22 protein-coding genes and 1 tRNA gene are annotated in these 24,860 nt (G+C 59.8%); 9 read left to right on the forward strand and 14 right to left on the reverse strand.

From position 1 onward, the window contains the following. Positions 1-70 precede the first annotated feature (70 nt). The 6 genes from argS to AC13C8_RS05280 all read left to right on the forward strand — a co-directional run bounded on the left by argS (position 71) and on the right by AC13C8_RS05280 (position 5,903). Positions 71-1,792 carry an arginine--tRNA ligase gene (gene argS, locus AC13C8_RS05255; RefSeq protein ID WP_091430625.1) on the forward strand — a complete coding sequence of 574 codons (1,722 nt, stop codon included), beginning with the start codon at positions 71-73 and terminating at the stop codon, positions 1,790-1,792. Positions 1,793-1,994: 202 nt separating this feature from the next. Next, positions 1,995-3,107, forward strand: coding sequence for an SPOR domain-containing protein (locus AC13C8_RS05260; protein WP_482846601.1), 1,113 nt, complete (start codon positions 1,995-1,997; stop codon positions 3,105-3,107). Between the two features lies 1 nt (position 3,108). Continuing rightward, on the forward strand, positions 3,109-4,140 hold the full coding sequence (locus tag AC13C8_RS05265) for a glycoside hydrolase family 3 N-terminal domain-containing protein (protein ID WP_482846602.1): 1,032 nt from the start codon (positions 3,109-3,111) through the stop codon (positions 4,138-4,140). Further along, positions 4,127-4,921 carry a segregation and condensation protein A gene (locus AC13C8_RS05270; RefSeq protein WP_091430621.1) on the forward strand — a complete coding sequence of 265 codons (795 nt, stop codon included), beginning with the start codon at positions 4,127-4,129 and terminating at the stop codon, positions 4,919-4,921. The genes AC13C8_RS05265 and AC13C8_RS05270 overlap by 14 nt, the downstream gene beginning before the upstream one ends. Beyond that, a complete protein-coding gene (gene scpB / locus AC13C8_RS05275) occupies positions 4,911-5,597 on the forward strand; it encodes an SMC-Scp complex subunit ScpB (protein WP_091430619.1) in 687 nt (228 codons plus the stop codon). The genes AC13C8_RS05270 and scpB overlap by 11 nt, the downstream gene beginning before the upstream one ends. A gap of 84 nt (positions 5,598-5,681) precedes the next feature. After that, positions 5,682-5,903, forward strand: a complete 222-nt coding sequence (locus AC13C8_RS05280; protein ID WP_482846603.1) for a hypothetical protein — start codon at positions 5,682-5,684, stop codon at positions 5,901-5,903. Between the two features lie 114 nt (positions 5,904-6,017). Here the strand turns inward: AC13C8_RS05280 and AC13C8_RS05285 are convergent, their stop codons facing one another. Next, a complete protein-coding gene (locus tag AC13C8_RS05285; protein ID WP_482846604.1) occupies positions 6,018-7,460 on the reverse strand; it encodes an NCS1 family nucleobase:cation symporter-1 in 1,443 nt (480 codons plus the stop codon). A 167-nt stretch (positions 7,461-7,627) separates the two neighbouring features. Here AC13C8_RS05285 and AC13C8_RS05290 point away from each other — a divergent pair, with 167 nt between their 5' ends. Continuing rightward, entirely contained in the window at positions 7,628-8,284 is a 657-nt protein-coding gene (locus tag AC13C8_RS05290) for a GntR family transcriptional regulator (RefSeq protein ID WP_482846605.1), read from the forward strand. Positions 8,285-8,348: 64 nt separating this feature from the next. Here AC13C8_RS05290 and AC13C8_RS05295 read toward each other — a convergent pair whose 3' ends face one another. The 7 genes from AC13C8_RS05295 to AC13C8_RS05325 all read right to left on the reverse strand — a co-directional run bounded on the left by AC13C8_RS05295 (position 8,349) and on the right by AC13C8_RS05325 (position 17,104). Further along, positions 8,349-9,545: a catalase family protein gene (locus AC13C8_RS05295; protein ID WP_482846606.1), complete on the reverse strand. Its 1,197-nt coding sequence runs from the start codon at positions 9,543-9,545 to the stop codon at positions 8,349-8,351. Further along, a complete protein-coding gene (locus tag AC13C8_RS05300) occupies positions 9,546-11,060 on the reverse strand; it encodes a Dyp-type peroxidase (RefSeq protein ID WP_482846607.1) in 1,515 nt (504 codons plus the stop codon). After that, complete coding sequence (locus AC13C8_RS05305; protein ID WP_482846608.1) at positions 11,057-12,358, reverse strand: hypothetical protein; 1,302 nt, start codon at positions 12,356-12,358, stop codon at positions 11,057-11,059. Before AC13C8_RS05305 ends, AC13C8_RS05300 begins: the two co-directional genes overlap by 4 nt. A 6-nt stretch (positions 12,359-12,364) precedes the next feature. Next, positions 12,365-12,808, reverse strand: coding sequence for a hypothetical protein (locus AC13C8_RS05310; protein ID WP_091430605.1), 444 nt, complete (start codon positions 12,806-12,808; stop codon positions 12,365-12,367). Then, positions 12,798-14,681, reverse strand: coding sequence for a GMC family oxidoreductase (locus tag AC13C8_RS05315; RefSeq protein ID WP_482846609.1), 1,884 nt, complete (start codon positions 14,679-14,681; stop codon positions 12,798-12,800). The genes AC13C8_RS05310 and AC13C8_RS05315 overlap by 11 nt, the downstream gene beginning before the upstream one ends. An 11-nt stretch (positions 14,682-14,692) precedes the next feature. Next, on the reverse strand, positions 14,693-15,979 hold the full coding sequence (locus AC13C8_RS05320; protein ID WP_482846611.1) for a c-type cytochrome: 1,287 nt from the start codon (positions 15,977-15,979) through the stop codon (positions 14,693-14,695). 123 nt (positions 15,980-16,102) lie between these two features. Then, positions 16,103-17,104, reverse strand: coding sequence for a hypothetical protein (locus tag AC13C8_RS05325; RefSeq protein WP_482846612.1), 1,002 nt, complete (start codon positions 17,102-17,104; stop codon positions 16,103-16,105). Between the two features lie 357 nt (positions 17,105-17,461). On the opposite strand from AC13C8_RS05325, the gene AC13C8_RS05330 reads away from it, so the two are divergent. Together AC13C8_RS05330 and AC13C8_RS05335 are read left to right on the forward strand one after the other, a co-directional pair. Continuing rightward, a complete protein-coding gene (locus AC13C8_RS05330) occupies positions 17,462-19,414 on the forward strand; it encodes a peptidoglycan-binding domain-containing protein (protein WP_482846613.1) in 1,953 nt (650 codons plus the stop codon). Beyond that, positions 19,411-19,983 carry a hypothetical protein gene (locus AC13C8_RS05335; RefSeq protein ID WP_482846614.1) on the forward strand — a complete coding sequence of 191 codons (573 nt, stop codon included), beginning with the start codon at positions 19,411-19,413 and terminating at the stop codon, positions 19,981-19,983. The genes AC13C8_RS05330 and AC13C8_RS05335 overlap by 4 nt, the downstream gene beginning before the upstream one ends. 39 nt (positions 19,984-20,022) lie before the next feature. Here the strand turns inward: AC13C8_RS05335 and AC13C8_RS05340 are convergent, their stop codons facing one another. From AC13C8_RS05340 to plsX, 6 genes are all read right to left on the reverse strand, one after another. Continuing rightward, complete coding sequence (locus tag AC13C8_RS05340; protein WP_091432401.1) at positions 20,023-21,099, reverse strand: 2'-deoxycytidine 5'-triphosphate deaminase; 1,077 nt, start codon at positions 21,097-21,099, stop codon at positions 20,023-20,025. Between the two features lie 73 nt (positions 21,100-21,172). Beyond that, a tRNA-Pro gene (locus AC13C8_RS05345) sits at positions 21,173-21,249 on the reverse strand. Positions 21,250-21,352: 103 nt separating this feature from the next. After that, positions 21,353-22,303 carry a MerR family transcriptional regulator gene (locus AC13C8_RS05350; RefSeq protein WP_482846615.1) on the reverse strand — a complete coding sequence of 317 codons (951 nt, stop codon included), beginning with the start codon at positions 22,301-22,303 and terminating at the stop codon, positions 21,353-21,355. Positions 22,304-22,376: 73 nt separating this feature from the next. Further along, a complete protein-coding gene (gene ihfA, locus AC13C8_RS05355) occupies positions 22,377-22,679 on the reverse strand; it encodes an integration host factor subunit alpha (protein ID WP_091432399.1) in 303 nt (100 codons plus the stop codon). Between the two features lie 99 nt (positions 22,680-22,778). Beyond that, positions 22,779-23,753: a beta-ketoacyl-ACP synthase III gene (locus tag AC13C8_RS05360; RefSeq protein ID WP_482846616.1), complete on the reverse strand. Its 975-nt coding sequence runs from the start codon at positions 23,751-23,753 to the stop codon at positions 22,779-22,781. Next, a complete protein-coding gene (plsX, locus tag AC13C8_RS05365) occupies positions 23,750-24,838 on the reverse strand; it encodes a phosphate acyltransferase PlsX (protein ID WP_091430598.1) in 1,089 nt (362 codons plus the stop codon). Before plsX ends, AC13C8_RS05360 begins: the two co-directional genes overlap by 4 nt. Positions 24,839-24,860 lie beyond the last annotated feature (22 nt).

A 24,860-nucleotide genomic window follows, 5' to 3' on the forward strand; every position in this document is an offset into this window, starting at 1 on the left:
TGTTGCCTGCGTCGCTTGACCTTTGAGGCCGGGGTGCTAGGAGTGCGGCTGAGAGAAAGGGACCATAGACATGAACCTGTTTGCCGATATTCGCAGCCTTGTGATCGATGCGCTGAATGCGATGGTGGCCGAGGGCGCGCTGCCCGAACGTCTGAGCTTTGACAACGTGACGGTCGAGCCGCCGCGTGATGCGGCCCATGGCGATATGGCGACCAATGCGGCTATGGTCCTGGCAAAGCCAGCGGGGATGAAACCGCGCGATATTGCAGAGGCTTTGGCGGGCAAGCTGACCACTGATGACCGCATCGACGTGGCCGAAGTGGCGGGGCCGGGGTTTTTGAACCTGCGGCTGAATGCGGCGGTTTGGGCCGGTTTGGTCGAGGGTGTTCTGGGCAATGCGGGCTATGGTCGGTCGTCCATGGGGGCAGGCCAGAAGGTCAATGTGGAATATGTGTCGGCAAACCCGACAGGTCCTTTGCATGTGGGTCACACACGCGGTGCGGTCTTTGGCGACGCGTTGGCAAGTCTTCTGGAATATGCCGGTCATGACGTGACGCGGGAGTATTACATCAACGACGGCGGAGCACAGGTCGATGTGTTGGCGCGCTCGGTCTATCTGCGCTATCTGGAGGCCCACGGGCAGGAGGTGGCGTTCGCGGATGGCACTTATCCGGGTGACTATCTGGTGCCGGTAGGGCAGGCACTGAAAGATCAGGTTGGCGATGCGTTCGTCGGAAAGGGCGAGCAGTATTGGCTGGCCGAGATTCGCAAGTTTGCCACCGAGAAGATGCTGGACCTGATCCGCGAGGATCTGGCGATGCTGGGGGTGAAGATGGATGTCTTCTTCTCGGAAAAATCGCTGTATGGCACGGGCCGCATCGAAGAGGCCTTGGCGGCGTTGAAAGACAAGGGTCTGATCTATGAAGGCGTGCTGGAGCCGCCCAAGGGCAAAAAGCCCGAAGATTGGGAACCGCGCGAGCAGACCTTGTTCAAATCCACCGATCACGGTGACGATGTGGATCGTCCGGTGAAGAAATCGGATGGCAGCTGGACCTATTTTGCGCCTGACATCGCTTATCATTTCGACAAGATCGAACGCGGCTTTGACGCGCTGATCGACGTGTTTGGCGCGGATCATGGTGGCTATGTGAAGCGGATGAAGGCAGCCGTGTCGGCGTTGTCGGATGGACGTGTGCCGCTGGATGTGAAGCTGACCCAGCTTGTGAAACTGTACAAGAATGGCGCGCCGTTCAAAATGTCGAAACGGGCAGGCACTTTTGTCACCTTGCGCGATGTGGTCGAACAAGTCGGGTCGGACGTGACCCGGTTCGTCATGCTGACGCGCAAGAACGACGCGCCGTTGGATTTCGATTTCGACAAGGTGTTGGAGCAAAGCCGCGACAACCCCGTGTTCTATGTGCAATATGCCCACGCACGCGTGCGGTCGGTTCTGCGCAAGGCAGACGATCAGGGGATCGTCCTGACCGGCACGCCCAGGATCGAGGATGAGGCCGAGTTTGCCGTGGCCCGGAAGTTGGCCGAATGGCCGCGACTGATCGAGATTGCGGCGCGCACGCATGAGCCGCACCGGATTGCGTTCTATCTTTATGAACTGGCGTCGGATTTCCACGCCTTGTGGAACCGTGGCAATGACAAGCCCGAACTGCGCTTCCTCCAGGATGGTAATAACGCATCATCAGCGGCGAAAATCGCCCTGCCGCGTGCGGTAGCCGTTGTCATTTCGTCAGGCTTGGGTATTTTGGGTGTCACTCCTGCCGAGGAAATGCGCTGATCACAAGTGCTGCTTGGCGTGGAGAGAGGTTGACGCAGTAACCGGAACGGGACGCAGGAAGAGCCAAGAATGGCCGGCGCGTTCGCATCCGGAGTGAGGCAATATGGCAGAAGCGAATTGGGGTCCCGGGACCCGTCAGGCGACGTTTAACAATCAATATGATCAGGGCTATGCGTCCCCACATCGGGCAGAGCCGCCTTTGGTGGCGCCCACACATCAAGCCTTGCCGCAATATGTGCATCCGACGCATGGCGGGCCGCGATCACAGCATCTTCACCAAGGGTATCCCTCACACCCGCAGAACGTCAGCCAACATGGCCAGTATGGTGATTATGATGCCCCGATGGCAGACATGGCCGACGACGAAACACTGTCCGCCGCCGCACCTTCCGCGCCAGGTAGGTTCGGCACTGCATTCAACTATGCAGGCGCAGCCCTGTCGCTGGCCCTGATCGTGGGGCTGGGCGTTTGGGGATACAAGCTGGCGGTGCGGGATGTCACGGGCATCCCAGTGGTGCGCGCGCTGGAAGGGCCAATGCGCGTGCAGCCGGACAACCCCGGCGGCGAAGCTGCCGACCATCAGGGCTTTGCGGTGAATGACGTACAATCAGAGGGTCAGGCCGCCGCCCCCGCTGACCGGCTGGTATTGGCCCCCGCGCCTGAAGATCTGGCGGACGAGGATATGATGTCCGACGTTGCGACCCGCGCCGAGACGGCGCCAGGAACGGATTTGCCGCTGCATGAAGCCGCCGCAATCTTGCCGGACGCAGACCCTGCGCCGGTAGACCCCGTTGCAGCGGCACTTGCCATAGCCGAACGGATTGCCGCCGATGTCGAAACGCTGTCAGACGATGCGGCGGACGAAACGACGTTGGCGTCGCTTTCTGACACTGCCGAAGACCTGACCGAGGTCGTTGCTGTGAAGATCATCCCCGCCTCGGTTCCGGGTGTGAGCCAGTCGCCGCGCCCGTCAAATCGGCCGGCTGACCTGACAACGCGCGTCGCAGCCACTCCGGTTGCACCCGCGGTGGTCGCAACGGAAGTGGCTCCAGACCAGCTCGCGGCCGGCACACGATTGGTTCAGCTTGGCGCTTTCGACAGCGACCAGGTTGCACGCTCCGAATGGGACAGGCTGAGCTCTCGGTTTGAAGATTACTTCGCGGGCAAGTCGCGTGTCGTCCAAAAAGCCCAGTCTGGCGGAAAGACCTTCTATCGCCTGCGCGCTGTTGGGTTCGAGGATCTCGCCGATGCGCGCCGGTTCTGTTCGGTTCTGATGGCCTCGAAAGCCGCCTGTATCCCGGTTGTGAACCGCTGATATGCAAAGCCCGGGCGCGTATATCTTCGGATGTAATGGGCCGCGGCTTTCGCTATCCGAGCGTGATTTCTACGAGCGCGCCCAGCCTTGGGGCTTCATCCTGTTCGCCCGTAACATTGAAAGCCCTGATCAGATCCGCGCGCTGACTGCGGATCTTCGCGGCGCAGTCGGGCGCGATCTGCCTGTTTTCATAGATCAGGAAGGCGGGCGCGTGGCCCGGATGACCGGGCCTTACTGGCGCGAGTGGCTGCCCGCGCTTGATCAGGTGAAATTTAACAAGGGCAATGCGCTGCGCACGCTCTACATTCGCTATCGCTTGATCGCGGACGAGCTTCTTGCGGTTGGAATCGATGGCAACTGCGCCCCGGTGGCCGATATTGCAAACGCCGATACGCACCCGATCCTGCGCAATCGCTGTTATGGCGAAGATGTGGTGCGCGTCGCTGAACGCGCGGGCATGGTGGCACAGGCGCTTCTGGAAGGCGGCATCTTGCCCGTTGTCAAACACATCCCCGGTCAGGGGCGTGCCAATCTAGACAGTCACCAGGAACTGCCGCGCGTCAAGACCAAGGCCAAGGAATTGAGCCGCACCGACTTCATGGCGTTCGAGCCATTGGCGGGTCTGCCGATCGGTATGACGGCGCATGTGGTTTACGAAGATATCGACGCGGATAATCCCGCGACGCAAAGTCAGAAGGTCATCAGGCTGATCCGGGATCAGATCGGGTTTGAGGGGCTTCTGATGACGGACGATCTGTCGATGGAAGCGTTGTCCGGGCCGCTCTCGCTTCGGGCGCGCAGATCGCGTCAGGCCGGGTGCGACATGGTTCTGCACTGCAACGGTGTGTTGGAGCAGATGGAAGAGGTCGCTGAGGCCGTCGGGGAACTGACGGGGCAGGCATTGAACCGCGCCAATGCCGCGCTGGACTGGCGGCGCACCCCCGATCCTGTTGACATTTCCGCGCTTGACGCAGAGTTTCAGAGCCTGATGACAGGTCAGGGGTCTGAACGGGCTGCGGATGAGCGAGACTGAGGAATTTGAAAGCGACGCGATGTCGGTCTCGGCGCGGTTGGCGGCCGAGGCGCTGATCGTGGATGTCGAGGGGTTCGAGGGACCGCTTGACCTGCTATTGACCCTGAGCCGCACGCAGAAAGTCGATCTTCGCAAAATCTCGGTTCTGGAATTGGCCGAGCAATATTTGGGCTTTGTCGAGAAAGCACGTCATCTGCGCATTGAACTTGCGGCGGATTATCTGGTGATGGCCGCATGGTTGGCGTTTCTTAAATCCCGTTTGCTGTTACCGCCTGATCCGACTGAAGATGGCCCATCTGGCGAAGAACTGGCCGCCCACCTTGCCTTTCAGCTTGAGCGCTTGCAGGGAATGCGCGATGTGGCCGCCAAGCTGATGGCGCGCGACCAGTTGGGGCGTGATTTCTTTGCGCGGGGCATTCCCGAAGACGTTGCACGCGTGCGTCGTGTAACCTATACGGCGAACCTTCTGGACCTGATGCAGGGCTATGCCCGCATCCGCACCAAGGACGAATTTCGCCCCTTTGTCATGGACCGTGACGCGGTGATGACGATGGAGCAGGCGCTGGACCGCATGCGCGGCCTGATCGGTTTTGCAGGCGACTGGACCGATTTGACCTCGTACCTGCCTGAAGGTTGGGAAACCGATCCCGTCCGCCGCCGGTCGGCCACCGCTGCGAATTTCGCGGCTACACTGGAACTGGCCAAACGTGGTGCGGTTGAACTTCGACAAGGCGACGTGTTCGCCCCCATTCAAATCCGCAGGAAACCGAATGACGGCTGATGTAACGCCTAACGATGCCACGACCGAAGGCCGCTTGGATACGGCCAATGACAGTCTGTTCGAAGCCCCGCCGATGGGCGAACAGGAACGCATGGTTGAGGCCATTCTGTTCGCCTCGGCCGAGCCGGTCACGGTGAAAGAGCTTGAGGCGCGGATGCCGCACGGATCGGATGCGGCCGAGGCTTTGGTTTACCTTCGTAAGCGATACGAGGGGCGCGGCGTGTCCGTGGTCAAGGTGGGCGATGCCTGGGCAATCCGTACCGCGCCGGACCTTGGCTATCTGATGCAGAAGGAAACGGTCGAAACCCGCAAACTGTCGCGCGCCGCGATCGAAACGCTGGCGATCATCGCCTATCACCAGCCCGTCACCCGCGCCGAGATCGAGGAAATCCGGGGTGTATCCGTCAGCCGTGGCACCATCGACCAACTGATCGAGATGGAGTGGATCCGGTTCGGCCGCCGCAGGATGACTCCGGGTCGCCCGGTGACATTTGTTGTAACGTCCGGGTTCCTGGACCATTTCGGGCTGGAAAGCGCCCGCGATCTGCCGGGTCTGAAAGAACTGCGCTCGGCCGGGCTTTTGGAAAGCCGTCCGCCCCCCGGTGCGATGCCAGGCCCAGAAACCGAGGACGAAGACGAAAGCCCCGAAGGTCAGTCTGAACTGTTCGAAGATTGATGCAAACCCGCATCAGGTTTGCGGTTCGCCGTGAAATTGCCTGAGTTTGCGGTTAATATCCGCGCAATGGGCAGGAGAAGTGACATGAACGTCAATCAAATCATCAACATGATCGTCCGACAGGTGACACGCCGTTTGGTCAACAAGGGCGTCGATGTCGGGATCGACCTTGCATCCCGTCGGGGCAAGGCGCGTGACCAGATGACCGACGAAGAACGCGCCCGCGCGGACAGTCAGGCCGGTCAGGCCAAGGATATGGCAAAACGTGCCCGTCAATCTCGCAAGCTGACCCGTCGGCTGTTTTGATGTCTGACTGGGCGTGATGCCGGTCAGATCCTTTGTGTAGGTAGCGTGAGGTGCATCGGAAGGCACGAAAGGTTGGTGAGCCACAAGCCTCACCAACCTTCACATTTCCGACTGTCAGACCGTCACGTTATCCTTCGCCATTACGTTGTAGATGACGCCGCCCAGGATCGCGCCAACCACCCAGTTGAAGCCGGACAAGATCGCGAACCACGGCACCCAGACCGTCGCGACCGAGAAGATGGCTGCGATGCCGAACGCTTTGACTGCCGCACTGTTCCAGCCATTGTTGTAGTGATAGATGCCTTCGCCCATGTTATACAGGTCGTCTTCTCTCAGAACCTCTTTGCGGTGCAGATAGTAGTCGACGATCATGATCCCGAAGATCGGCGCAAGAACGGCTCCCAAAGTGTTGACGAAGCCGCTGATCCCGAACTGGCTGATGAAACTGTTCCAGAACCCGCCAATCACCAGGGCAAAGATCGATGTGATCAACCCGGCCTTGCGGAAGCTGATCTTCTCGGGTGACAGGTTGGCGATGCCGTTAACGGCGGGAATAAAGTTGGCCACAAGATTGATGCCAACGGTTGCCGCGAAGAATGTGATCGCGGCGATAACGCCCAAAAGCACGCTGTCTGTCCGTTCGACAATCTCGGTTGGATTGATGATTTCTTCACCGAAGACAACGGCGGCACCGCCTGTGGTCAACAATGCAAGCGCCGAGAACAGGATCATGTTGAACGGCAATCCCGCAAGGTTGCCCAGAACCATGGTCCGCTTGTCTTTGGCATAGCGCGAGAAATCGCTGAAGTTGATCATCACGGCGGCAAAATAGGCCACCATTGTTCCAACAATGGCAACGAACCCTTTAAGCTCGGTCCAGAACGTGCCTTCGGGGTTGGCAAAGATCGTCGCTGTTGCGGACAGAAGCTGACCGTCGGACCGTTGCCAAAGGACGATCACCAGACCGATCATCACGATGTAGACAAACGGGCCAGCGATATTCAGGAATGTTTCGACCCAGTTCATGCCACGCCAGAAGATCACAATGTGAAACGCCCAAACGATTATGAATGAAAACCAGTCAATGCCAGTCAGGCCAAGGATTTCCGCCCCTCCGCTTGCCCCGGTGATCGAGCGGATCAAAAGAGCCACGGCGGTCGAGGCGAAATAGACCTGAACCCCGTACCAGAACACCGCGACCGTTGCGCGGAGAATTGCTGGAAGTTTTGCGCCCTGTGTGCCCAGACTGGCGCGGGCAAGGACTGGATAGGGGATGCCGTATTTTTCACCGGCAGCGCCGGACAGATTGACCATCCACATGACAAACAGTCCGGCGGCGATCAGCGCCGCAAAGGCCGTCCAACCTCCTACACCGTATGAAATAAACAGCGACGCAACCAGCGAATATCCAAACAGCGATTGAACGTCATTGGCCCAAATGTTGAAAATGGCGAACCATCCCCAGGTTTTTTCGTCGGCACCGACCGGGTTAAGTGTGTTGCCCTCCGGATCCATCGTGCCGCCGTGGACGACGTGTGTTTCTTCGATAGAAGCCATGTTTTCCTCCCTGCGACCGCCCAGTGGGCGGCAGTTTGACGTTCTGCTGAACATCTTGAAAATTGAACTTGCAACTAACATTTTAGAAGATATTCTAGTTTGCAGCTATCAAGAAAATCACGTAGCACTTTGAGGTTTTAATTGAGAATGCAGAAAGCGGGGAAGCCGTGACCCAATCACGCGACGTTCAACTTCTGGCCGATAAGGCGCAGGAAGAATTGTGGTCCGCGTTGCGAACCGGCAAGCTGCGCGGTGGTCAGTTCATTTCCATCTCGCAACTGGTTGCCCTGCTGGACTTTCCGATTGCAGCGGTGCGTGAGGCCGTGAAGCAGGCCAGTTCGCAAGGTCTGGTCGCCACATTTCCAAAGCGCGGTGTGCAGGTGATGGAAGCCCTTCCCGACACCATTCGCGCGTGTCTCGATTTCCGTATGGTGCTGGACCAGGAGGGCGCACGGCGACGGATATCGCGCAACGCCTTGTCGGGTTTGGACGCCCTGCGCCAGCAACACGACGCGATGCGCAAGGCCGCACAGGCCGATGCAGGGCCGGAGCTTCCGCCAAAGGCCATCGCTGTCGATCTGTCACTGCATAATTATCTAGCCGGAGGGCTGGAAAACTCTCAACTGGTGGCCGCTTATGATGCCAACCGAATGCGCATCGCGATCATCCAGAATGTGCGCCCGTTTCTTCAGGATCGTATCGTTTCGGCGATGGACGAACATCTGGCAATCATAGATGCCATGCACAACAGAGATATCGAGCGCGCGTTGCAGGCTATTGACCATCACTGCGCACAAACGCTGCGTTGGTGGGGCGTTGCTTGAATGCAGTCGTGTGCCATCCGGTTGACTGTCTGGCTTCGCCGCTTTGACCGGCACCCATGGGCAGCTAAAACTGCTCATCTCCGGTCGGCTCGACATGGTCCGCCAGGTTCATGTGCTGCCGATACGCTGCCAGTTCCTGATACATCCGCCGCCGCGCGCGGCTCTGATTGCCTAACGGGCGGTGCGCGGGCAGGCAATGCCAGGGATTGATCCGCAGGTTGCGCGCAAAGGCCATCTGGGCGGGTGTGTCGAAATCCTGCATCGGGACATGAATGCGCGCGACAGGGATCCATGGCGACAGATCTTCGGGCCAGAGGACTGACGCATCCTCGATCGGCATCAGGTGCGGGTCAGTCTGAATCTGCACCACCATGTCGAACTCGACCGGCTTGTCACGCAGCGTCCGGGCCATGTTGTCGCGCAGGTAATTCGGCGGCACGCGGCCAAAAGGTACGCCGGGGATGTCCATCGGCACGTCCGTGCGCGGCACATAGGAATAGAGCATCGCCCGCCCTTCGCCCAACAGGTAGGGCACGCAACTGTAGTAACGCTGCCCCAGCGGGTTAAATTGCGTCTCGTTCCACAGCCCCTGCATCAGGAAATCCAGCAAATGGCTATCTTTCGGGTTGAGGAAATACCAAAGCGGCTCGTCAATGGTGCTCCAATATTGCAGCTTGGCATTTTCGCGGGCGTCGGGTGTGACAAAGGTGGGTGTCACGACGGCGGGCCAGTCCTGGGTGAACTTCTCTTCCTCCATCAGCTTCGGGCCGGGCACGTCCATCAACTTCACCGACATCGACCCGAAGCCCACATCGCGAATATCCTCGGGCACGTCGGGGCCGGGGCCGGCAAAGCGGATATAGGCCGGATAATCCCGTTGGGTCGCAAACACCCCGTGGCGCAGATGATCGGGCAGGTCGGGCAACACAGTAAGGGTCGCGCGCACCAGGCCGTGCGTCTTGGTGTTTCCGCCGCGCTCATAGGCGCCAGGTTGAAAATGCAGGTTCATCTGCTCGCGCATCTCATCAATGATGGTTTGAAGCGCCTCTTCTTCCCAATCAAAGATTTTTTCTTCCGCCAATGCCAACCCAAGATCCTCGCGCTTTTTGTTCTTCCTCCGCTGGATCCACTTTGCCAGCGGCGGGCGCAGCCAGGCGTTCAGGCGCTGACGAAAGAATGGCTCCAACCGCCGCTCGACATGCAGTCCGACCTGCGTTGCGCGATGGATCAGGCGGCGAATTGGGATCAGGATCCTGTGCATTCAGACCTCCTTACTGCCACGGCTGGCAATGAATTTCAGGGCGCGCAGGCCGGGCAGGAAGAAATAGCCGCCGCCTTTTACGGTCACAAACCGGGGCAGGTGGGGGTGCCGGTCCGGCACGCCATCTGCCTTCTGGATCGAGAACCCGTCACTTGGCACGCCACTGATCGGCGCGCGACTGCCAAGCAGCGGGTCAGCCTCGCCGGTCAACCCGTCGAACTTGGGCGATGCGATCCACGCGTTCTGAACGAATTCAAACTGCCGCACAATATCCGCACAAAGGCAGACGAACAAAAGGCCGCGATCGCTCATTGCGGCACCGTCTTTCAGCGCATCCTCCGGCGATATTCTGGAGCCATAGACCCGCCCCCGCCGCACCAGTCGGTGAAACCGGGTCGACGCGACCAGATCATGCCGCCCCGGCAGTTTGTCACGTCGTCGCCGGAACCCCAAAGTGCTAAGCAACCAAGCAAATCGTCCTTCGATGTGATGCGGATGATCCCCGGTGCGCGGATTTGCGCGTCGGATATGGGCGCCAAGCGGGCAGGACAGGCCGTCGACATCATCTTCATAGGTGAAATCGTTGCTGTGCGGTGATCCGGCGACATCGCGTGTGTTGTGCACAAGCGGGGTGCCATCCATCTGCCGCCCCACCATCTTGGCGGCAAGGGCGTTGCGGCGGTTTGGGTCGCCTTGCGTGGCGGTGTCCAGGTAGCGCCAGAACCCTGGCACATCCTGGTTCAACTGGCGAAACACAAGATAACTGCCGTTGCGCCCGAGATCACGCAGGCCGTCCGTGTCCGGCGCGTCGGCCAAAACCTCGCTGCCCGGAACAGATGGACTCAGCGACGGGGAAGCCGAGCGCGCGTTGTATTCGTTGCGATGCCCCAGCACGACTTCGCCTGGCGAGATCTGATTGCTGAACTCTTCCCGCCCGTGTTTCGAGGGTGGGTGTGCATTTTTCCAGTCGATCTTCGGCTGAGAGATGCCATCGCGAAATCCAAACGGCTCGGTCCCGTCATTCGGGCTGGTGGGGAAGCTGTGAACCCGTGCAAACGCGGTGTCGAAGGTGGCGTTTAGAACAGTGTCTTTCCATCCGCTCAGTCCGCCCTTGCGGGCATAGAGCATGATCAGCACATGCGTCGCCTGATCGTTCCAGCCCCATTTGTCCGGCGCGTTCGCCCCCGTGTCGCCCAAACGGCGGGACCTGCTGTCTTCACCAGCCATCCCCGACAGGTATGGATAAGCAAACCCGTCGGTGGCGTCGTCGGTCAGGCCGAGGGCGGTTAAACCAGTCGCGGTGAAGGCAACTTGCAGCGCGGTGTCAGGAGGGGCATCCAGCGTCTTTGCCGAAGTAACCGGTGCGTTCCGCAGCCAGGTCCCTGCTGTCGTGCGATCCTTCACGGTGCATAAAATGAACTCAGCCTCGATCAGGGCACCATGACCGAACCGGATCAGCCCTTGCATGTCGTCGAATTCCACGGCGTCGGTGGGTATGTCGGGCGCGTTGCTCATATCTTTGACACCCAGTTGCGCAGGGCCTTGGCGCCATTCGGGCGCTTTTCCAGCCCAAATCGGATTTCACTGTTGCGGGCCAGGTCCCGCGCGGTCAGGCCGGGATAGGCTTTGTACCAGACCTGCGTGGGCAGTTGGCGGTTGCGCAGGAAACGCTTGAATTTATCCTCTTGTTCGGCCCCGCCCTTGATCAGAAAACGCGTCGATGGATAGCCGACACCGTTTGAAAAAACGAGGTTCAGGCCCCAGGCGACCTTGTTCACGAAATCATCCATATAGCTTTCGACGGCGCCGTCATAATTGCTGCAAAACATGACCCGGCGCTTGTCATCGACAAAGACCCATCGCGCGAAGTGGATGGTCTGAACACGGGTCAGGTAGCCACGCCCATAGATATGCCGGGCCGAGTAGTTCAGCAGGTAAAGCGCGACAGTCGTGATCATGCGGCGCAACGGGCCGGGCTTCACATCGCCAAAGGCGGAAAACGGGTTGGTCACATCGTGATCCTCATAGCGGCTCAGTTCGGCCAAGCGTGCGTCGTCCGGGCGGGGCAAGATCTCGGGGTCAGAGCGTTCAAGGGTGCGCAGCCATACCAGAAAAAACGGCAAGGCCATCAGCAGAAGGGGCGAGATCACCAGCAGGATCACTGGCACGCTCAGCAGATCGACCCAACCGGTAACACGTTGGCGCAGACTCAGTCGCGCGGGTGGCGTCAGGTGAAGCGACCCGTTGGCCTGTTGCCGCCGGACATGTTCGACCAATTGCTTGTGAAGTCCGAATGGATCGGCTGTCCCTCGCTCTTCAACGATGGCGTCCAGCTTGGTTCGCAACGTCGTGGCAAGCGTCGCTTCTTCGTGCACCTGACGCACGGTTCGACCGCGTGTGTTTACGTAGTTGGCGGCCTCGTCGACATTGTGATCTTCCATCCAGCGCAACAGATCGGCGCCCTGACCGAACCCGTCGCAATGGCTGAAAATTTCGGACAGACCGTCGGCACAATGGGCGACCAGTTCCCTTAGAAACGCGTGCCGATCTCCGTCCACATCGCCAAGAAACGCAATCTGGAGGGGATAGGGTTGCGGGGGCTCGCCATAAGCCTCGATGTCGCGCCAGGTCTGAGCCTCGACCAGAAAAAACCGCGCGACGTGCAACTGGTCAAACCGGCCAAAGGGAAGCAGCCGGTTTTGGGGATCAGCGAAACCAGGCTTCACCGTCATCGTGTTGAGCAAGGCCACCAAATCTTCGGCCCGGCCTTCGGCGACCGGGGCAAGAATGAAGAATGTGTCTTGCGGTGTCATCAGGATCTAGCTTTCCGCGTTGAAATCAAGGGCGAAGTCAATCAGTCGCGTGTCGTCCCAATAGACCTTGCCCAGATACAAGCCCGGCTCGATCAGGCGGATCTCGTCGCGGATCCATTGCGCCACAATCGACGTGTCGGAATAATCCAGCACGATACATTCGTTGCCATCCAGCCAGCTTTTATCCTTGTAAACCTTGGCCAGAATGGCGTTCAGCCCGAAGGGCAGGATGCGGTTTTTCAGCACGCTTTTTTCGCTGTCGAAAACCTTCCCTTGCCAGGCAAAACCGTTGATGAACCGCGAGATCAGCGGCGTGAACCGTGTGCCCGGCGCGATGATCGCGGTGCCTTCGGCCTCGCCATCCGGGATGGGGCCGGCGGCAACGCTTGAGAACAGCTCGTCCAGTTCCTCTTGTTCCATGTCCATCAAACTCTCGATATCATGTGCCATATTGCACCTCCGCGTGCTGAGTGAGGGATTGCGTGTCGGAAAGCAGCATCTCGGCGGCTTTCTCGCCGATCATGTAAACGGCGGACGCGATGAAAAATCCGGGGATGTGCGGAAAGACGGACGCATCTGCGATCCGCAAGCCTTTGGTGCCGTGAACCCGCAAACGGCTGTCGAGGACCCCGCCTTTGTCCGCTGGCCCTATAGGGCAGGAACAGGACGCGTGATGACCCCAGCAATGGTCGCGCACGAATTGCGCAATCTCGGCGTCGGTCTGCACCTCCGGGCCGGGGATTTCCTCGGCTTTGATGCGCCCGGCTTCGTGCAGCGGCTGGCAGAGCTTACGCACAAATTTGACCCCTTCAACGACAGCCGACAGGTCTTCTTCGCCGCCTTCCGCGAAATAGTTGAAGTCGATCACCGGCCTGTCGCGCGGATCGGCCGAGGCCAACGTCACGCGACCCGCGCGGTTCTGCGTGTGCGCTTTCAACACCGCCCAGCTCAGATGGTTGCGGCTTTGCGCCAGATCGGCGGCATAGCCGGGGTAATAGCCGCTGAACCGTCCCAGAAGCGCCATGCAGAACAAGTCGGGCAGGGGCTGCGTCTCTGACGATTTGCGGATCACGGCAAGGGCTGCGCCATTGGTGGCATACAGACCGTCGCCGCGCGCCCGCCACTGCCGCCAAAGCCCGTCATCTTTTTCATATCTGCACTGGATCATGCTGTCCCAGCTGTCAAACGCCATCCGATTGACCACACAGACCTCGTATCGGTCCTGCAACGACCGCCCGACACCGGGCAGTGTGACCTTTGGCGTGATGCCATGCGGCGCCAATGTCTTCGGGTCGCCGATGCCAGACAACATCAAAAGCTGCGGCGTGTTGAAGGCCCCCCCTGCCAGAATGACCTCGCGTGCGGCCATGGCCTGTTTCGTTTCTCCCGGCGCGTTGCACGGGGCTGCATGTGCGCGGTAAAGCCGCGCACCTTTCAGGTATTCGACCCCGATGGCGCGGTTGTGATCGTCCAGCAAAACACGCGTCGCCAGCGCGTCGAGTTCGACCGTCAGCCGATCCGGGTGACGCTGTGCCACGTCCAGCACGCGTTCGCGCGCACCCACCCGCACGCCTTTGCGCGTGGTCAAGGGTGTATAGACCATGCCGACAGCGTCATCGTCGATCCGGTCGCGGTCATTGGGGTCGGCGGCGCTGTTGGCCAGCCAACGCAGCCTTTTCAGGAAATCCTGTGCCGAACCCCAGCTTTCGCGCAGCGAGTTACGCACCATATCCATGATATCGTCATCCCGCATCGCCGCACGCGGGATCGCTTTTTCGGTTGACAACCAGCCATCGAAACCGTGGCCGGTGCGGTCGATGCCGAACGTGTTCAACACGCGCTGCACCGGCCGGTGACGACAGTTTTCCAACCGCTGGAAGACCTTGCGCATGGCCGCGGGCGCCCAGCCGTCATCGCCGGTCAGATCCGCAATCCCCTGCCAGTCGGCATTGTGCGGATACATGAAAATCATCGCGTTGTGCGCTGTGCAGCCGCCCAAAGTGCCTGCGCGCGGATACAAAACGCCATCCGGCCCGGCCTTCGGGTCACGTGCCTGTGTATTCTTGTCGTGATAGTGGTTGACCATGAAATCCCACCGGATCGCCGCATTCTCGGTCGCGAAAGGGTGAAAGGCGGGCACATCGTAGTCTTCCGGCAACCGGTTCGCGGCCTCGTCCATTCCGCGCACGCCACCGGACAAGGTGCGGGGGTCGCCACCCGCCTCCAAAAGCAGCACACGCATCCCGTTCTCGGCCAACCGTGCGGCCACGGTCCCTCCGCCAGCCCCGGAGCCGACGACGATATAGTCATGTTCTGGCTCCAATTGTCCGCTCCTCAGAAGCGTTTGAGAAAGGCGATCAGTGCGTTCTTGTCGTCGTCTTCCAGCTTGGTCCCGAAATAATGCCCGCGATTGACCACGAAATCGGGGCATTTGCTCAGTTCCAAGAGTGGCTCGATCAGATCCGCAAAGATCGCGCGGGCCTGCTCGTCGCTCGCGTCGTCGGGCAGTTCCTTCAGGTTGCGCTTGATCTTGATGATCAGTTTGGCCAACTCGAAATCATGGCTCAACCGCTCCAGAAGATCGGCTTGATCCAGCCGGACATTCAGGTTCGCCAGCAGCCCGATGGGCGTGCCCGCCGGGATCGGGCCAAGTTCGATATTGCCATCCAAATCGAACAGCCACGGCAGATCGTCGCGCAAGGGCGTCAGCAGTTTCACCAGAAAATCGGGCTGAAAACCGCGTGGCACGATAAGATAGCTCTGCTCGGTCGTGCGGTCTATCAGGCCGGGGACCTTGTCGCCCAGCACCGTGTCGCGCAGGCGCTTTTCGGGCCAGAGCATTTTGGTGATCCCATCCTCGAACGCTGCCATCCGCCCGGCGACGGACGGGTCGTGATTGTAATAACCGACCGTGTTGTTCAGCAGATAAGGCGCCGAGGACCACAGGCTGATCAGCGACGGCACACGGGTATAGCCCCGTCCGCCAGCCGGCATCTCATAGTCATACTCCTCGCCGGTCTTCGGGTGATGCACCTTGATCGTGCCCACCGACGGCAGCGCCTTGTAGGTCGAGGACGAGAAGTTATCCCAGATGTTGCCCTCGATCGCGTTGGTCGCCAGCGGGCTGCACGCGTTGGTTTCCAGCAGAGTCACCGGAATGCGCAACTCACTGGACAGATAGTTGCCATCCAGAAAATCCTCGGCAAGCACGATCTCGCGCATCTGGGCCTTGAAATCCTCGGTTCGGGTCAACGCGCCATAGCGGTTGAAACACTCCAGATAACCGGCGCCGGAACAGCCGCCCGGCATTGCCTCATAGGCGCTTTCCGGCAGCTTGGAGGAATGGCACCCGGCGCAATTCTCGGCAAAAACTGTCTTGCCACGATCCACCTGTGCGGCATCCTCGGTCAGAAAATCGCCCCCGCCCGGCGCGTCCACCAGCCGATCTGGCCGCCCGGCTTTCAGGAAATAAAGCGCAGTCAGCGGGGTCTGATCTTCGGTCGCGCGCCAATAGGCCGAGTTTTTCTGCGCAGTCTCGATCTTGATCGGCGTTATGTCGCGCCCGCCCACGATGGGGTTGAAATGGCGCGTCCATTCTTCGCTGAACAGCCCGATATTCATGTAAACCCGGTTGAGCGCCCCCAGCGCCCCCACCGAATCCGCCCCGTCCTTCAGGACACGGGGGCTGAAGCTCAGGTCCGGGTCTTCGAAGTATTCGGTCAGGGGACCGTCGGGGACGTAGTCCTAAAACTGCTTGTTGTCCAACTCGCCGCCCTGAAGCCGTTCTTCGCCAAAACGACGGGCGACGGCCAGCCGTTCTTCCAGCAGATAGATCGCGTTCATCGTGCGCGGGTTGTTGATGTAGTCGGGCGACACAAGCGAGGTATCCAGCGTGCCGGGTCGCGCGGTGTGGATCAGCTGCACCATGTATTGCCGCTTGTCGGGCTTCCACGCAAAGATCCGGTCGAACCAGAAATACTGCGCGCCTACGGTGGCGTTCAGATTGCGCATCTCGGGGTTTTCCGGGTCGGCGGGCGGGTCAATCGGACTGGGTCCGACATGGCAGAACGCACAGGACATGCCGACGCGATAGGGCCGCACAAGATCATCGTCGTTATAGTAGTCGGGATCATTGTAAAAACGTTCGGCATCCCAAAGGTTTTCGGCACGTTCATCAAATTCCGGGTTTGGAAACAGGCGCAGGCCAAGCACGCCGGTCGGCTCTCCGTAGTAAGACCAGACGGGCATGTTGCGCCCGCGCGCGCCAATCTCGACGCCAGGATATTTCTCGGCGTTGGCGAAGGGGTCGGGGGCGCAATCGTCGCGCCGGATGTCCAGCCACAGCCCGTAACGATCTGCGACCGGACCGGTCGCCTCGTCAAAGCACGGCTCGTTGATCAAGCCCAGCTGCTCGAACCTGTTGCTGCGCTTGGCGGCAAGGCTGGGGTGCGAGGACAGAGTCTTCAGCAGATCGAACTGCCCGAACGTGTCCACCGTCAGCGTGTCCCACAACAGGTCATTGCCGCCGGTCCAGACCATCCACATGTTGCGCCCCTTGACCTCGTCAGCGGTTAGCGCAATGCCGTTGTCCATATCGGCAAAGTAGTTTTCGTCTGCCGGGGGGAAGGTGGTTTCGTCCCGCCCAACCAAAAGCGCTTCGTCCAGAGGGCCTGAGAAAAGCTGGGCCAGTGCTGAGTGTGGCATCAACAGACCGGCCAAAACACACGAAATAACACGGAGCATCATGGCTAAACTCCTCGGTAAGATATTCGAAATAGAATCAATTTTAGGTTTTAAATAATGCTCCTATTCTCGCCTCAGGTCGGTTTTTTTGCAACAGTGGGACAAATTTGGGGTAATTGATCATGTGGTTTGGACAATCTGCCTCATCTATTTTCGATGTTCCTGAAAGCAGATTTTCTGCGATCTAAACTCCTGCCCCATCCGAGATCACGTCATCCTGTGCCGAGCGTTCGCGCCCAAGGGAATGCATTCTGTGCGATGCGGGTCACGGGCTGCATTTTGGGTTCTCTGTAAAGTTGTGCTAGTATTATCGCTGTTTCTGGGCGCCTTCCGCCGATCATTGATTGAATGGATAACAAGATGCGCTGGATTCGCCGCGGTATTTCTGCCGCGTTTGTCTGCCTGGTATTTCTGGCCGATGCGTTTGCGCAAAACCTGCCGGACGGGCTGACGCTTGGTGATGACCGGATGCGATCTTTGTTCATCGACATGTTGGCAGGGCAGTCAAACCTCAGCCTTCAAAGTTTTTTGCAAAGGCAGCTTATCTGCACAGATGATCGGACTTTTGCGCGGTTCCTGAATGAACGTGGCATCAGAACCCTGTTGATCACCGCCCGGTCCGGCCCGTTGGCACTGCGCGCCGGTCGATGCGATCTTCTGATCGAAGGGGCGGCGGTCAGGTGGGTGAGGGCAGCTTTGGGTTCAGCGCGACCCGATCCCGCTCCGACACCCACAGACCGTGATGGCCCGACGATCCAGCCTGCTGACGACGAATTTACCGCGTCCTCCGGGTCGGTTGCCATCATCGCCGATATCAAAGACCCAAGCGGCGTGGCGAATGCCGTGGCAAATGGGGCAACATCGGTTCAGCGCAATGGGGACCGGTATGAGTTCAAGATCAGGTTGCCGAATGATTATGCGCCGATACCGGTGACAATTTCTGCTGAAGACCGAATAGGCAATGCCAGTGCGCGCCGCGTTGCCGTTCGCCGCATTCCGGCCTGCGGATCCCCCACCGGGCTGGACATCGCCACGGCGCGGGTGATCCAGTTTGACTTGAATGCTCTTGGTTTGAATGTCGGCAGTGTCGACGGACTTATCGGGGCCCGAAGCTGTGCGGCCATCCGGCGGTTCGATCAGACGCCATTTAACAATTGGCCAGCGTTGCTAACGGCTTTGGCGCGTGCGCGGATTGGAATCACCGCGCAGGTGCTCAGCGATCCGACACAGGCTGAACAGTTGGTTGCTGTCGCCATCAGCGATCCGCGCAATACCGGAGCGGTCGAGTGGATCCGCATGTCCGCAGATCGCCGCGACCCCGAGCCGGACCGCCGGGTTCAGCGCGGTGAAACAACTTATCGCGTTGTGCTCGCCCCCGGCGAGGTGCAGAGCGTTCGTATCGAGGCATTGGACGGTCGTGCGCGCAGCCTTGCCCAGACAGATCTGACCCTTAGGCGATTGCCCGATATGGCACTGATCCTCGCATCAGAGCAGTTGCGAGGCGGGCGCATTGAGGCAAGCACTGACGCTGTGCAGGTGGTCATGACATTACGCGATCCGTGGCCCGGTGCCAGCGTGGACTGGCAGATCAGCAACTCTGATGTGGGCGACCGGCAGCGCTATGCCGGTGCGCCGATCGCGATCGATCTGCCGATGCCCAGCCCCAATGAAAGCAGCGTCGCCATCTTTCTTGCGGTCGATAGGGAGGGCACGATCCGCGCACGCAAATCGCTGACGCTTTTCCGATTGCAGGAGATGCGATTGCAAATAAGGGCCGATGACCTTGAGGAGGATATGATCGAGGCGACAACCCCTGACACGACAGTTTTCGTCGATCTTGTGAATGCCTGGCCCGATGCTGAACTCAGCATCGAGATGGGCGATGGCATGACCGAAATCTGGACCTATGGCGGTGAACCTCGTGCCATATCGGTTGCGATGCCGCCGCCCGGACAGAGCCGCCCGATATTGATCCGCGCGCGTGATCGGTCCGGCGAAGAACACGACCTGCGCACCATTGCGCTGCGCCGTCTTGCTGCTGGCCCTCCCGCTTGGCTATTGCCCGGTGCGGTCGGTTTGTTGCTTCTGGGCAGCGTCATATGGCCCATCAAGGGCTTCAGATTTTTCAAGAAAATGCAGGAGCAAATACCATCTGCGCCAACGATCATTCCCCACGTGTATGCCGTGCCCGACACCACGCCCACGATGTCGGTCAAACCAGATCAGATGCCGCAGATCGTCCTGACAGTTGACAGGGGTGGGCCGACCGACATCACCATCATCCGTGAACAAGACGGGAGCGACGAGTCATGACCGAACGCACCGAAACGCTCGAATCTGCCATTCCGCCTGCCGATTTCAGCACAGTTGTCGAAGCCGTCAAATCCGCGTTGGACGAAGGCGATCCGGGGGTTCGCCTTGCCGGGATAGGGCTGGACGCCGGAACCCTGCACAAAACTGTGGCGGCTGCGGTCGAAGAGGCCCTGTCGATCTCGCTGATTGATACGCTTCTGAAGGCGTGGGAGGGCATGAAGTCGGTGCAAGCCCTGACGGGTGAAAAAGGTCCGATGGATGGCAGGACGCGGGTGGCGGCGTTGTTGAAGCACAAACTCAAAGCGACGCACACCCCAGAGGTTCGTCTGACCCTAGGTGAGTCAGTCGACGTGCGAAAAGTGCGCATCCCGATTGCCTTGACGGTCGAGGTCGCGGGTGTTTCCCTGACCATCAGGGATCGCCAGATCGTTGGAGCTGCGGCGGGGTATCTGCACCCGTCAGTCAAGATCAAGGTGGAAAAAGTGACGGTGGTCGAGACGAAACTGCGTCGGATCGACCTTTCGAACACCGTTGCGATCAATATTCCTCGACCTGAACAGCAGGGCTAAGCAAGCCTATCCGTCGCTATCGAGCGGGCCATGGGGCGATCATGATCGAAAATGCTTCGACAGTTTCAGCCCTTGTCCCTGATAGTTCGACTTGATGTCAGCGCCATATAGCACTTCGGGCACTTCGCTCATCCGTTCATAGACCAATCGACCCACGACCTGCCCGTGTTCCAACACGAAGGGCGCTTCGTGGCACCGCACCTCAAGCACCCCGCGTGATCCGGTGCCACCGGCTGCATCGAAGCCGAAGCCGGGGTCGAAGAAGCCTGCGTAATGCACGCGAAACTCGCCGACCATCGCCAGATAGGGGGCCATCTCGGCGGCGCAATCGGGTGGAATCGCGATCGCCTCACGGCTGACAAGGATATAGAAGGCACCGGGGTCCAGAATAATGCGTCCGTCGGTGGTATGCACCTCTTCCCAGTATTCCGCTGGATCGTAATGGGCGAGCCTTGACAGGTCGACAACGCCGGTGTGGCGTTTGGCGCGATATCCCACCAGATCGCCCTTGGCCGGTTTCAGGTCGACCGAAAATCCCAACCCGTCAGAGATCACAGGGTCGCCGGACACGATTGGGGTGCGGGCATGGACCGCGCGCAACTCGTCGTCGGTCAGGATCGTTTTGCCCTGCCGGAAGATAATCTGGTTCAACAACTGCCCGGGCTGAGCTACGACCGAGAAACTCTGCGGGCACAGTTCGGCATAGAGAGGGCCGTCATATCCTTCGGGCACGCGATCAAACTCGATCCCGTGATCGGTGATCACGCGGGTCATCAGATCGACACGACCGATTGACGATTTGGCACTGGCCGCCGCTGTCATGCCTTCGGGCAAGCGCAGGCGCTCCATCAAGGGCACGACATAAACGCAACCCTTTTCCAGCACTGCGCCGCCGGTCAGCGACACCTCGTGCATGGTCAACTCGTCCAGCCGTTCGGCCACGGTCGAGGTATTGCCGGGCAGAAACGAGGCGCGCACGCGATAGGCCGTATCCCCCAGCCGCAGGTCCAGTGATGCAGGTTGAATCTGTTCATTCAGGATCGGCGAGGACGCCGCGATCCCGCCATCGGTGATCATCTGCCGGATCTGCCGGTCTGCCAATACGCCGGTTTTCATCTGCATTCCCCTTTGGCTTCGCCTCGCGGATACAAAAACACCCGCCCGAAAAACGGGCGGGCGGTTTTGAAGTTGGTCGGGCTAGCAGGACTCGAACCTGCGACCTTCCGTCCCCCAGACGGACGCGCTACCAGGCTGCGCCATAGCCCGACTGGAGACCTTACATAGTGATTTTCGCAGGCAGGGCAAGCGGGAAACGGCAGGAATTTCATCAATCCGCGTTCGGGCAGAGTTCGATCAAACATCCGCCTGCTTACGGTGTTTGTCCGGGATCGCGACCCATCTGCGCTGCCAGCGATTCCAGCCGATCGGCAAGGGCCTGAAGGGCGGCAATACGTGCACCGGTCCCGGTCTGACGCGCGCGCCGCAGAGTGTTGGTCAGCGATGGTCTGGGTGTCGCGTCACCGTCGCCGGGATCGGCAGGAATATGGGAGATGTCGATCAGCGGGGCAGGAACAGACGCCACATGCGACGATTCGGACGCGCCGTGAAGCCCCGGAAGCTCTGGCGTGGCCGCGCTGGGTTCGTCAGCTGTGTCTTTTGCGTTGTCTGATGAAGCCTCCGCTGCCACGCGAGACGAGCCAAAGACCTGTTGCGGTGCCGGATCTTCCGTGGGGCCGTCAGCGGGCTGGGGGCGTTCGTTGGACGCGGGTGTTCCAGATGGCGTGTCGACATCGCTGCGGGTAAAATGCGGCTCCGCCGCGCTTTGCGTCGCTGAAGCCACGTCTTCAGTTTGCTCTGGCTGGGCGGAAGCGGCGTCTGGCTGGTCAAGCTCAGGCTGTGGTTTGGCGGCGGCGGCGTCCTCGGCAGCTGATGTATCAGCGATTTCATCTTGGTGGCGGCTGTCATCCGGTTGGTCTTCCGGGGCGGATTTGCCAGCCAGCGGGACAACATTGGACGGTGTAATATCGCGCATCTCGTCGCTGTCCAGCGGTGGCGACATCGCAGCCACGTGTTTCACACCTTCTTCGCGCAGCAGCTTTTGAACGCCGCGAATGGTCATTCCGTCTTGATGCAAGAGCTTTCGGATGCCGCCCAGAAGTTCCATGTCGTTGGGTCTGTAATAGCGTCGCCCACCGGCGCGCTTCACGGGTTTGACCTGACTGAACCGGCTTTCCCAGAACCGCAGCACATGGGTCGGCACACCAAGCCATTCTGCCACCTCGCTGATGGTGCGGAAGGCGTCGGGTGACTTCTTTTCCATGTCCAGACCTGTCTGTTCTGCTTCTTTTATTCATTAGGGCGCAAGCGCCCGTCCGTGGCGTGCCGCGAAAGGGTCAGCGCTTGTTCCCTTCGTCGACCCGGTCTTTCATAAGATGCGACGGGCGAAATGTCAGAACCCGACGCGGCGGGATCGGCGCTTCTTCGCCTGTTTTCGGGTTTCGGCCCACGCGGGCGGCTTTGTCGCGCACCGAAAACGTTCCGAAAGATGATATTTTCACGCTTTCACCGGCCACCAAGGCGTCGGAAACATGACCCAATACAGTCTCGACCAATTGCGCGCTTTCGTTGCGCGACAGGCCGACTTCGCGAAATACGGCCTCGCTCAGGTCCATGCGGGTCAAAGTCTTTTCACTCATGTCGTCCCCCTGATTATTTTCAGGAAGCATGGGTGGTTTGAATTTCCGAGTCAATATCAACGGCTTGGGAAAAGTCGTTCGCATAGGGGTTTAAGGGATTTACCAGCGGATGACGACCGCGCCCCAGGCCAATCCCCCGCCAATGGCTTCGGTCACGACCAGATCACCTTGTTTGATCTTGCCCTCGGTGCAACCCACCGACAGGGCCAAAGGAATCGATGCGGCCGAGGTGTTGCCGTGGTCCTGCACCGTCAGGATCACACGATCCATCGGCACGCCCATCTTTTTGGCGGTGCCCTGAATGATGCGGATATTGGCTTGGTGGGGAACGATCCAGTCAAGATCATCATCGGTCAGGCCAACCTTGCCAAGAGCGGTTTCCGCAGTCTCGGTCAGCTTGCCAACCGCTTGGCGGAACAGCGGGTTTCCCTGCATCCGCAAATGGCCAGATGTCTGTGTCGTTGACACCCCACCATCGACATAGAGCATGTCGCGCATACGACCGTCCGAGTTCAGATCGGCCGACAGGATGCCGCGATCGGTATTCTCGCCGCTGCCGTCCTGCGCTTCCAGAACCAGTGCCCCGGCACCATCGCCAAACAGGACGCAGGTCGCACGGTCTGTCATGTCCAGGATGCGCGAGAAGGTTTCCGAACCGATCACCAGCACCCGGTCGACCTGTCCTGACATGATCAAAGCGTTGGCATTTGTCAGCGCAAAGACGAACCCAGCACAGACGGCCTGCACGTCAAAGCCGAAGCCGCGCGTCATGCCCAGTTCGCTCTGAACCATGGTGGCAACGGACGGAAAGGTCAGGTCGGGTGTCGATGTGGCCACGATGATGGCGTCGATATAATCCACGTCCAGACTGGCGTTTTTCAGAGCTTCTCGGGCCGCATGAGCAGCCATCTGCGACGTGGTTTCCCCTTCGGCGGCAAAATGGCGTCGTTCAATGCCCGAGCGGGTGCGAATCCACTCGTCCGAGGTGTCCACAATGTCTTCGAAATAAGAGTTCGGGACAACGCGTTCGGGCAGATAGTGCCCGACGCCCTTGACCACGGCGCGTCTTGTCATTCTTGCTGCTCACCCTGCCGGCATTCGGTTGCGACATCTTGGCGCGATGCGTCGCCGGATGCAACCCGCGCTGCGAGCTTCTGATTGAAGCCACCCTTGGCCAGTTGAAACGCCAGCCGGACGGCGGCGGAGATTCCGGTGGCATCCGCCGATCCGTGGCTTTTGACAACGGTTCCGTTCAGGCCCAGGAACACGCCGCCATTATTGCGGCTGGGGTCGACGCGTTGGCCCATCCGTTTCAGCGGTCCCATCGCAAGAACAGCGGCAAGCTTGGACAGGAACGTGGCACCGAATGCCTCGCGCAGCAGGCCGGAAATCAACTTGGCGGTGCCTTCACCCGTTTTCAGCGCAACATTGCCCGTAAACCCGTCGGTGACAATCACGTCAACGCGGTCCGAGGGCAGGTCCACACCTTCGATGAAACCGACAAAGTCGATCTGTGCGCCGTCAGCGGCATTGGTGATCAGCTCATGTGCGGCCTTCAGTTCGCTGCGGCCTTTATGTTCTTCAGTCCCGACATTCAGAAGGCCAACACGGGGACGCGCGATGCCCAGCCCGTTGCGCGCATAGGAGGCACCCATCATCGCGTATTGCAGCAGATCGTCTTCGTCTGCGCGCACATCCGCGCCCACATCCAGCATCACGTTGAAGCCGGACGGATTGTGCGACGGCCACAGGCAGGCGATGGCGGGGCGGTTCACACCGGGCAGCTTGCGCAGCCGCACCATCGACAGAAGCATCAGCGCGCCGGTGTTGCCGCAACTGACCACCACCTCGGCGTCACCATCACGCACCGCGTCAATCGCTGACCACATCGAGGTTTTCTGACCGTTGCGCATCACCTGGCTGGGCTTGTCGTCCATCGTGACGACCTCGTCGGCATGACGAATCTCGCACACGTCGGACAATCCCTCGGTGCGGGCGACCAGTTGTTCAAGCTCGGATTTGTTGCCGTGCAGGATGAACCCGATTTCGGGGTTTTTGTCCGCAGACAGCGCAAGACCGGCAACCACGGCTGCCGGTCCGAGATCTCCGCCCATGGCGTCGACCGATACGATAGTGCGTTTGGGGGCGTCCATTGTCATTCTTCATCCCATGCTCGGGGAT

The organism is Aliiroseovarius sp. B-4, assembly GCF_056857795.1.

Excerpts from the sequence above, each read along its gene's own strand:
- argS (WP_091430625.1), top strand. The coding sequence starts at position 71 with ATGAACCTGTTTGCCGATATTCGCAGCCTTGTGATCGATGCGCTGAAT.
- AC13C8_RS05265 (WP_482846602.1), top strand. The coding sequence starts at position 3,109 with ATGCAAAGCCCGGGCGCGTATATCTTCGGATGTAATGGGCCGCGGCTT.
- AC13C8_RS05270 (WP_091430621.1), top strand. The coding sequence starts at position 4,127 with ATGAGCGAGACTGAGGAATTTGAAAGCGACGCGATGTCGGTCTCGGCG.
- scpB (WP_091430619.1), top strand. The coding sequence starts at position 4,911 with ATGACGGCTGATGTAACGCCTAACGATGCCACGACCGAAGGCCGCTTG.
- AC13C8_RS05280 (WP_482846603.1), top strand. The coding sequence starts at position 5,682 with ATGAACGTCAATCAAATCATCAACATGATCGTCCGACAGGTGACACGC.
- AC13C8_RS05285 (WP_482846604.1), bottom strand. The coding sequence starts at position 7,460 with ATGGCTTCTATCGAAGAAACACACGTCGTCCACGGCGGCACGATGGAT.
- AC13C8_RS05295 (WP_482846606.1), bottom strand. The coding sequence starts at position 9,545 with ATGCACAGGATCCTGATCCCAATTCGCCGCCTGATCCATCGCGCAACG.
- AC13C8_RS05300 (WP_482846607.1), bottom strand. The coding sequence starts at position 11,060 with ATGAGCAACGCGCCCGACATACCCACCGACGCCGTGGAATTCGACGAC.
- AC13C8_RS05305 (WP_482846608.1), bottom strand. The coding sequence starts at position 12,358 with ATGACACCGCAAGACACATTCTTCATTCTTGCCCCGGTCGCCGAAGGC.
- AC13C8_RS05310 (WP_091430605.1), bottom strand. The coding sequence starts at position 12,808 with ATGGCACATGATATCGAGAGTTTGATGGACATGGAACAAGAGGAACTG.
- AC13C8_RS05320 (WP_482846611.1), bottom strand. The coding sequence starts at position 15,979 with ATGAATATCGGGCTGTTCAGCGAAGAATGGACGCGCCATTTCAACCCC.
- AC13C8_RS05325 (WP_482846612.1), bottom strand. The coding sequence starts at position 17,104 with ATGATGCTCCGTGTTATTTCGTGTGTTTTGGCCGGTCTGTTGATGCCA.
- AC13C8_RS05330 (WP_482846613.1), top strand. The coding sequence starts at position 17,462 with ATGCGCTGGATTCGCCGCGGTATTTCTGCCGCGTTTGTCTGCCTGGTA.
- AC13C8_RS05335 (WP_482846614.1), top strand. The coding sequence starts at position 19,411 with ATGACCGAACGCACCGAAACGCTCGAATCTGCCATTCCGCCTGCCGAT.
- AC13C8_RS05340 (WP_091432401.1), bottom strand. The coding sequence starts at position 21,099 with ATGAAAACCGGCGTATTGGCAGACCGGCAGATCCGGCAGATGATCACC.
- AC13C8_RS05350 (WP_482846615.1), bottom strand. The coding sequence starts at position 22,303 with ATGGAAAAGAAGTCACCCGACGCCTTCCGCACCATCAGCGAGGTGGCA.
- ihfA (WP_091432399.1), bottom strand. The coding sequence starts at position 22,679 with ATGAGTGAAAAGACTTTGACCCGCATGGACCTGAGCGAGGCCGTATTT.
- AC13C8_RS05360 (WP_482846616.1), bottom strand. The coding sequence starts at position 23,753 with ATGACAAGACGCGCCGTGGTCAAGGGCGTCGGGCACTATCTGCCCGAA.
- plsX (WP_091430598.1), bottom strand. The coding sequence starts at position 24,838 with ATGACAATGGACGCCCCCAAACGCACTATCGTATCGGTCGACGCCATG.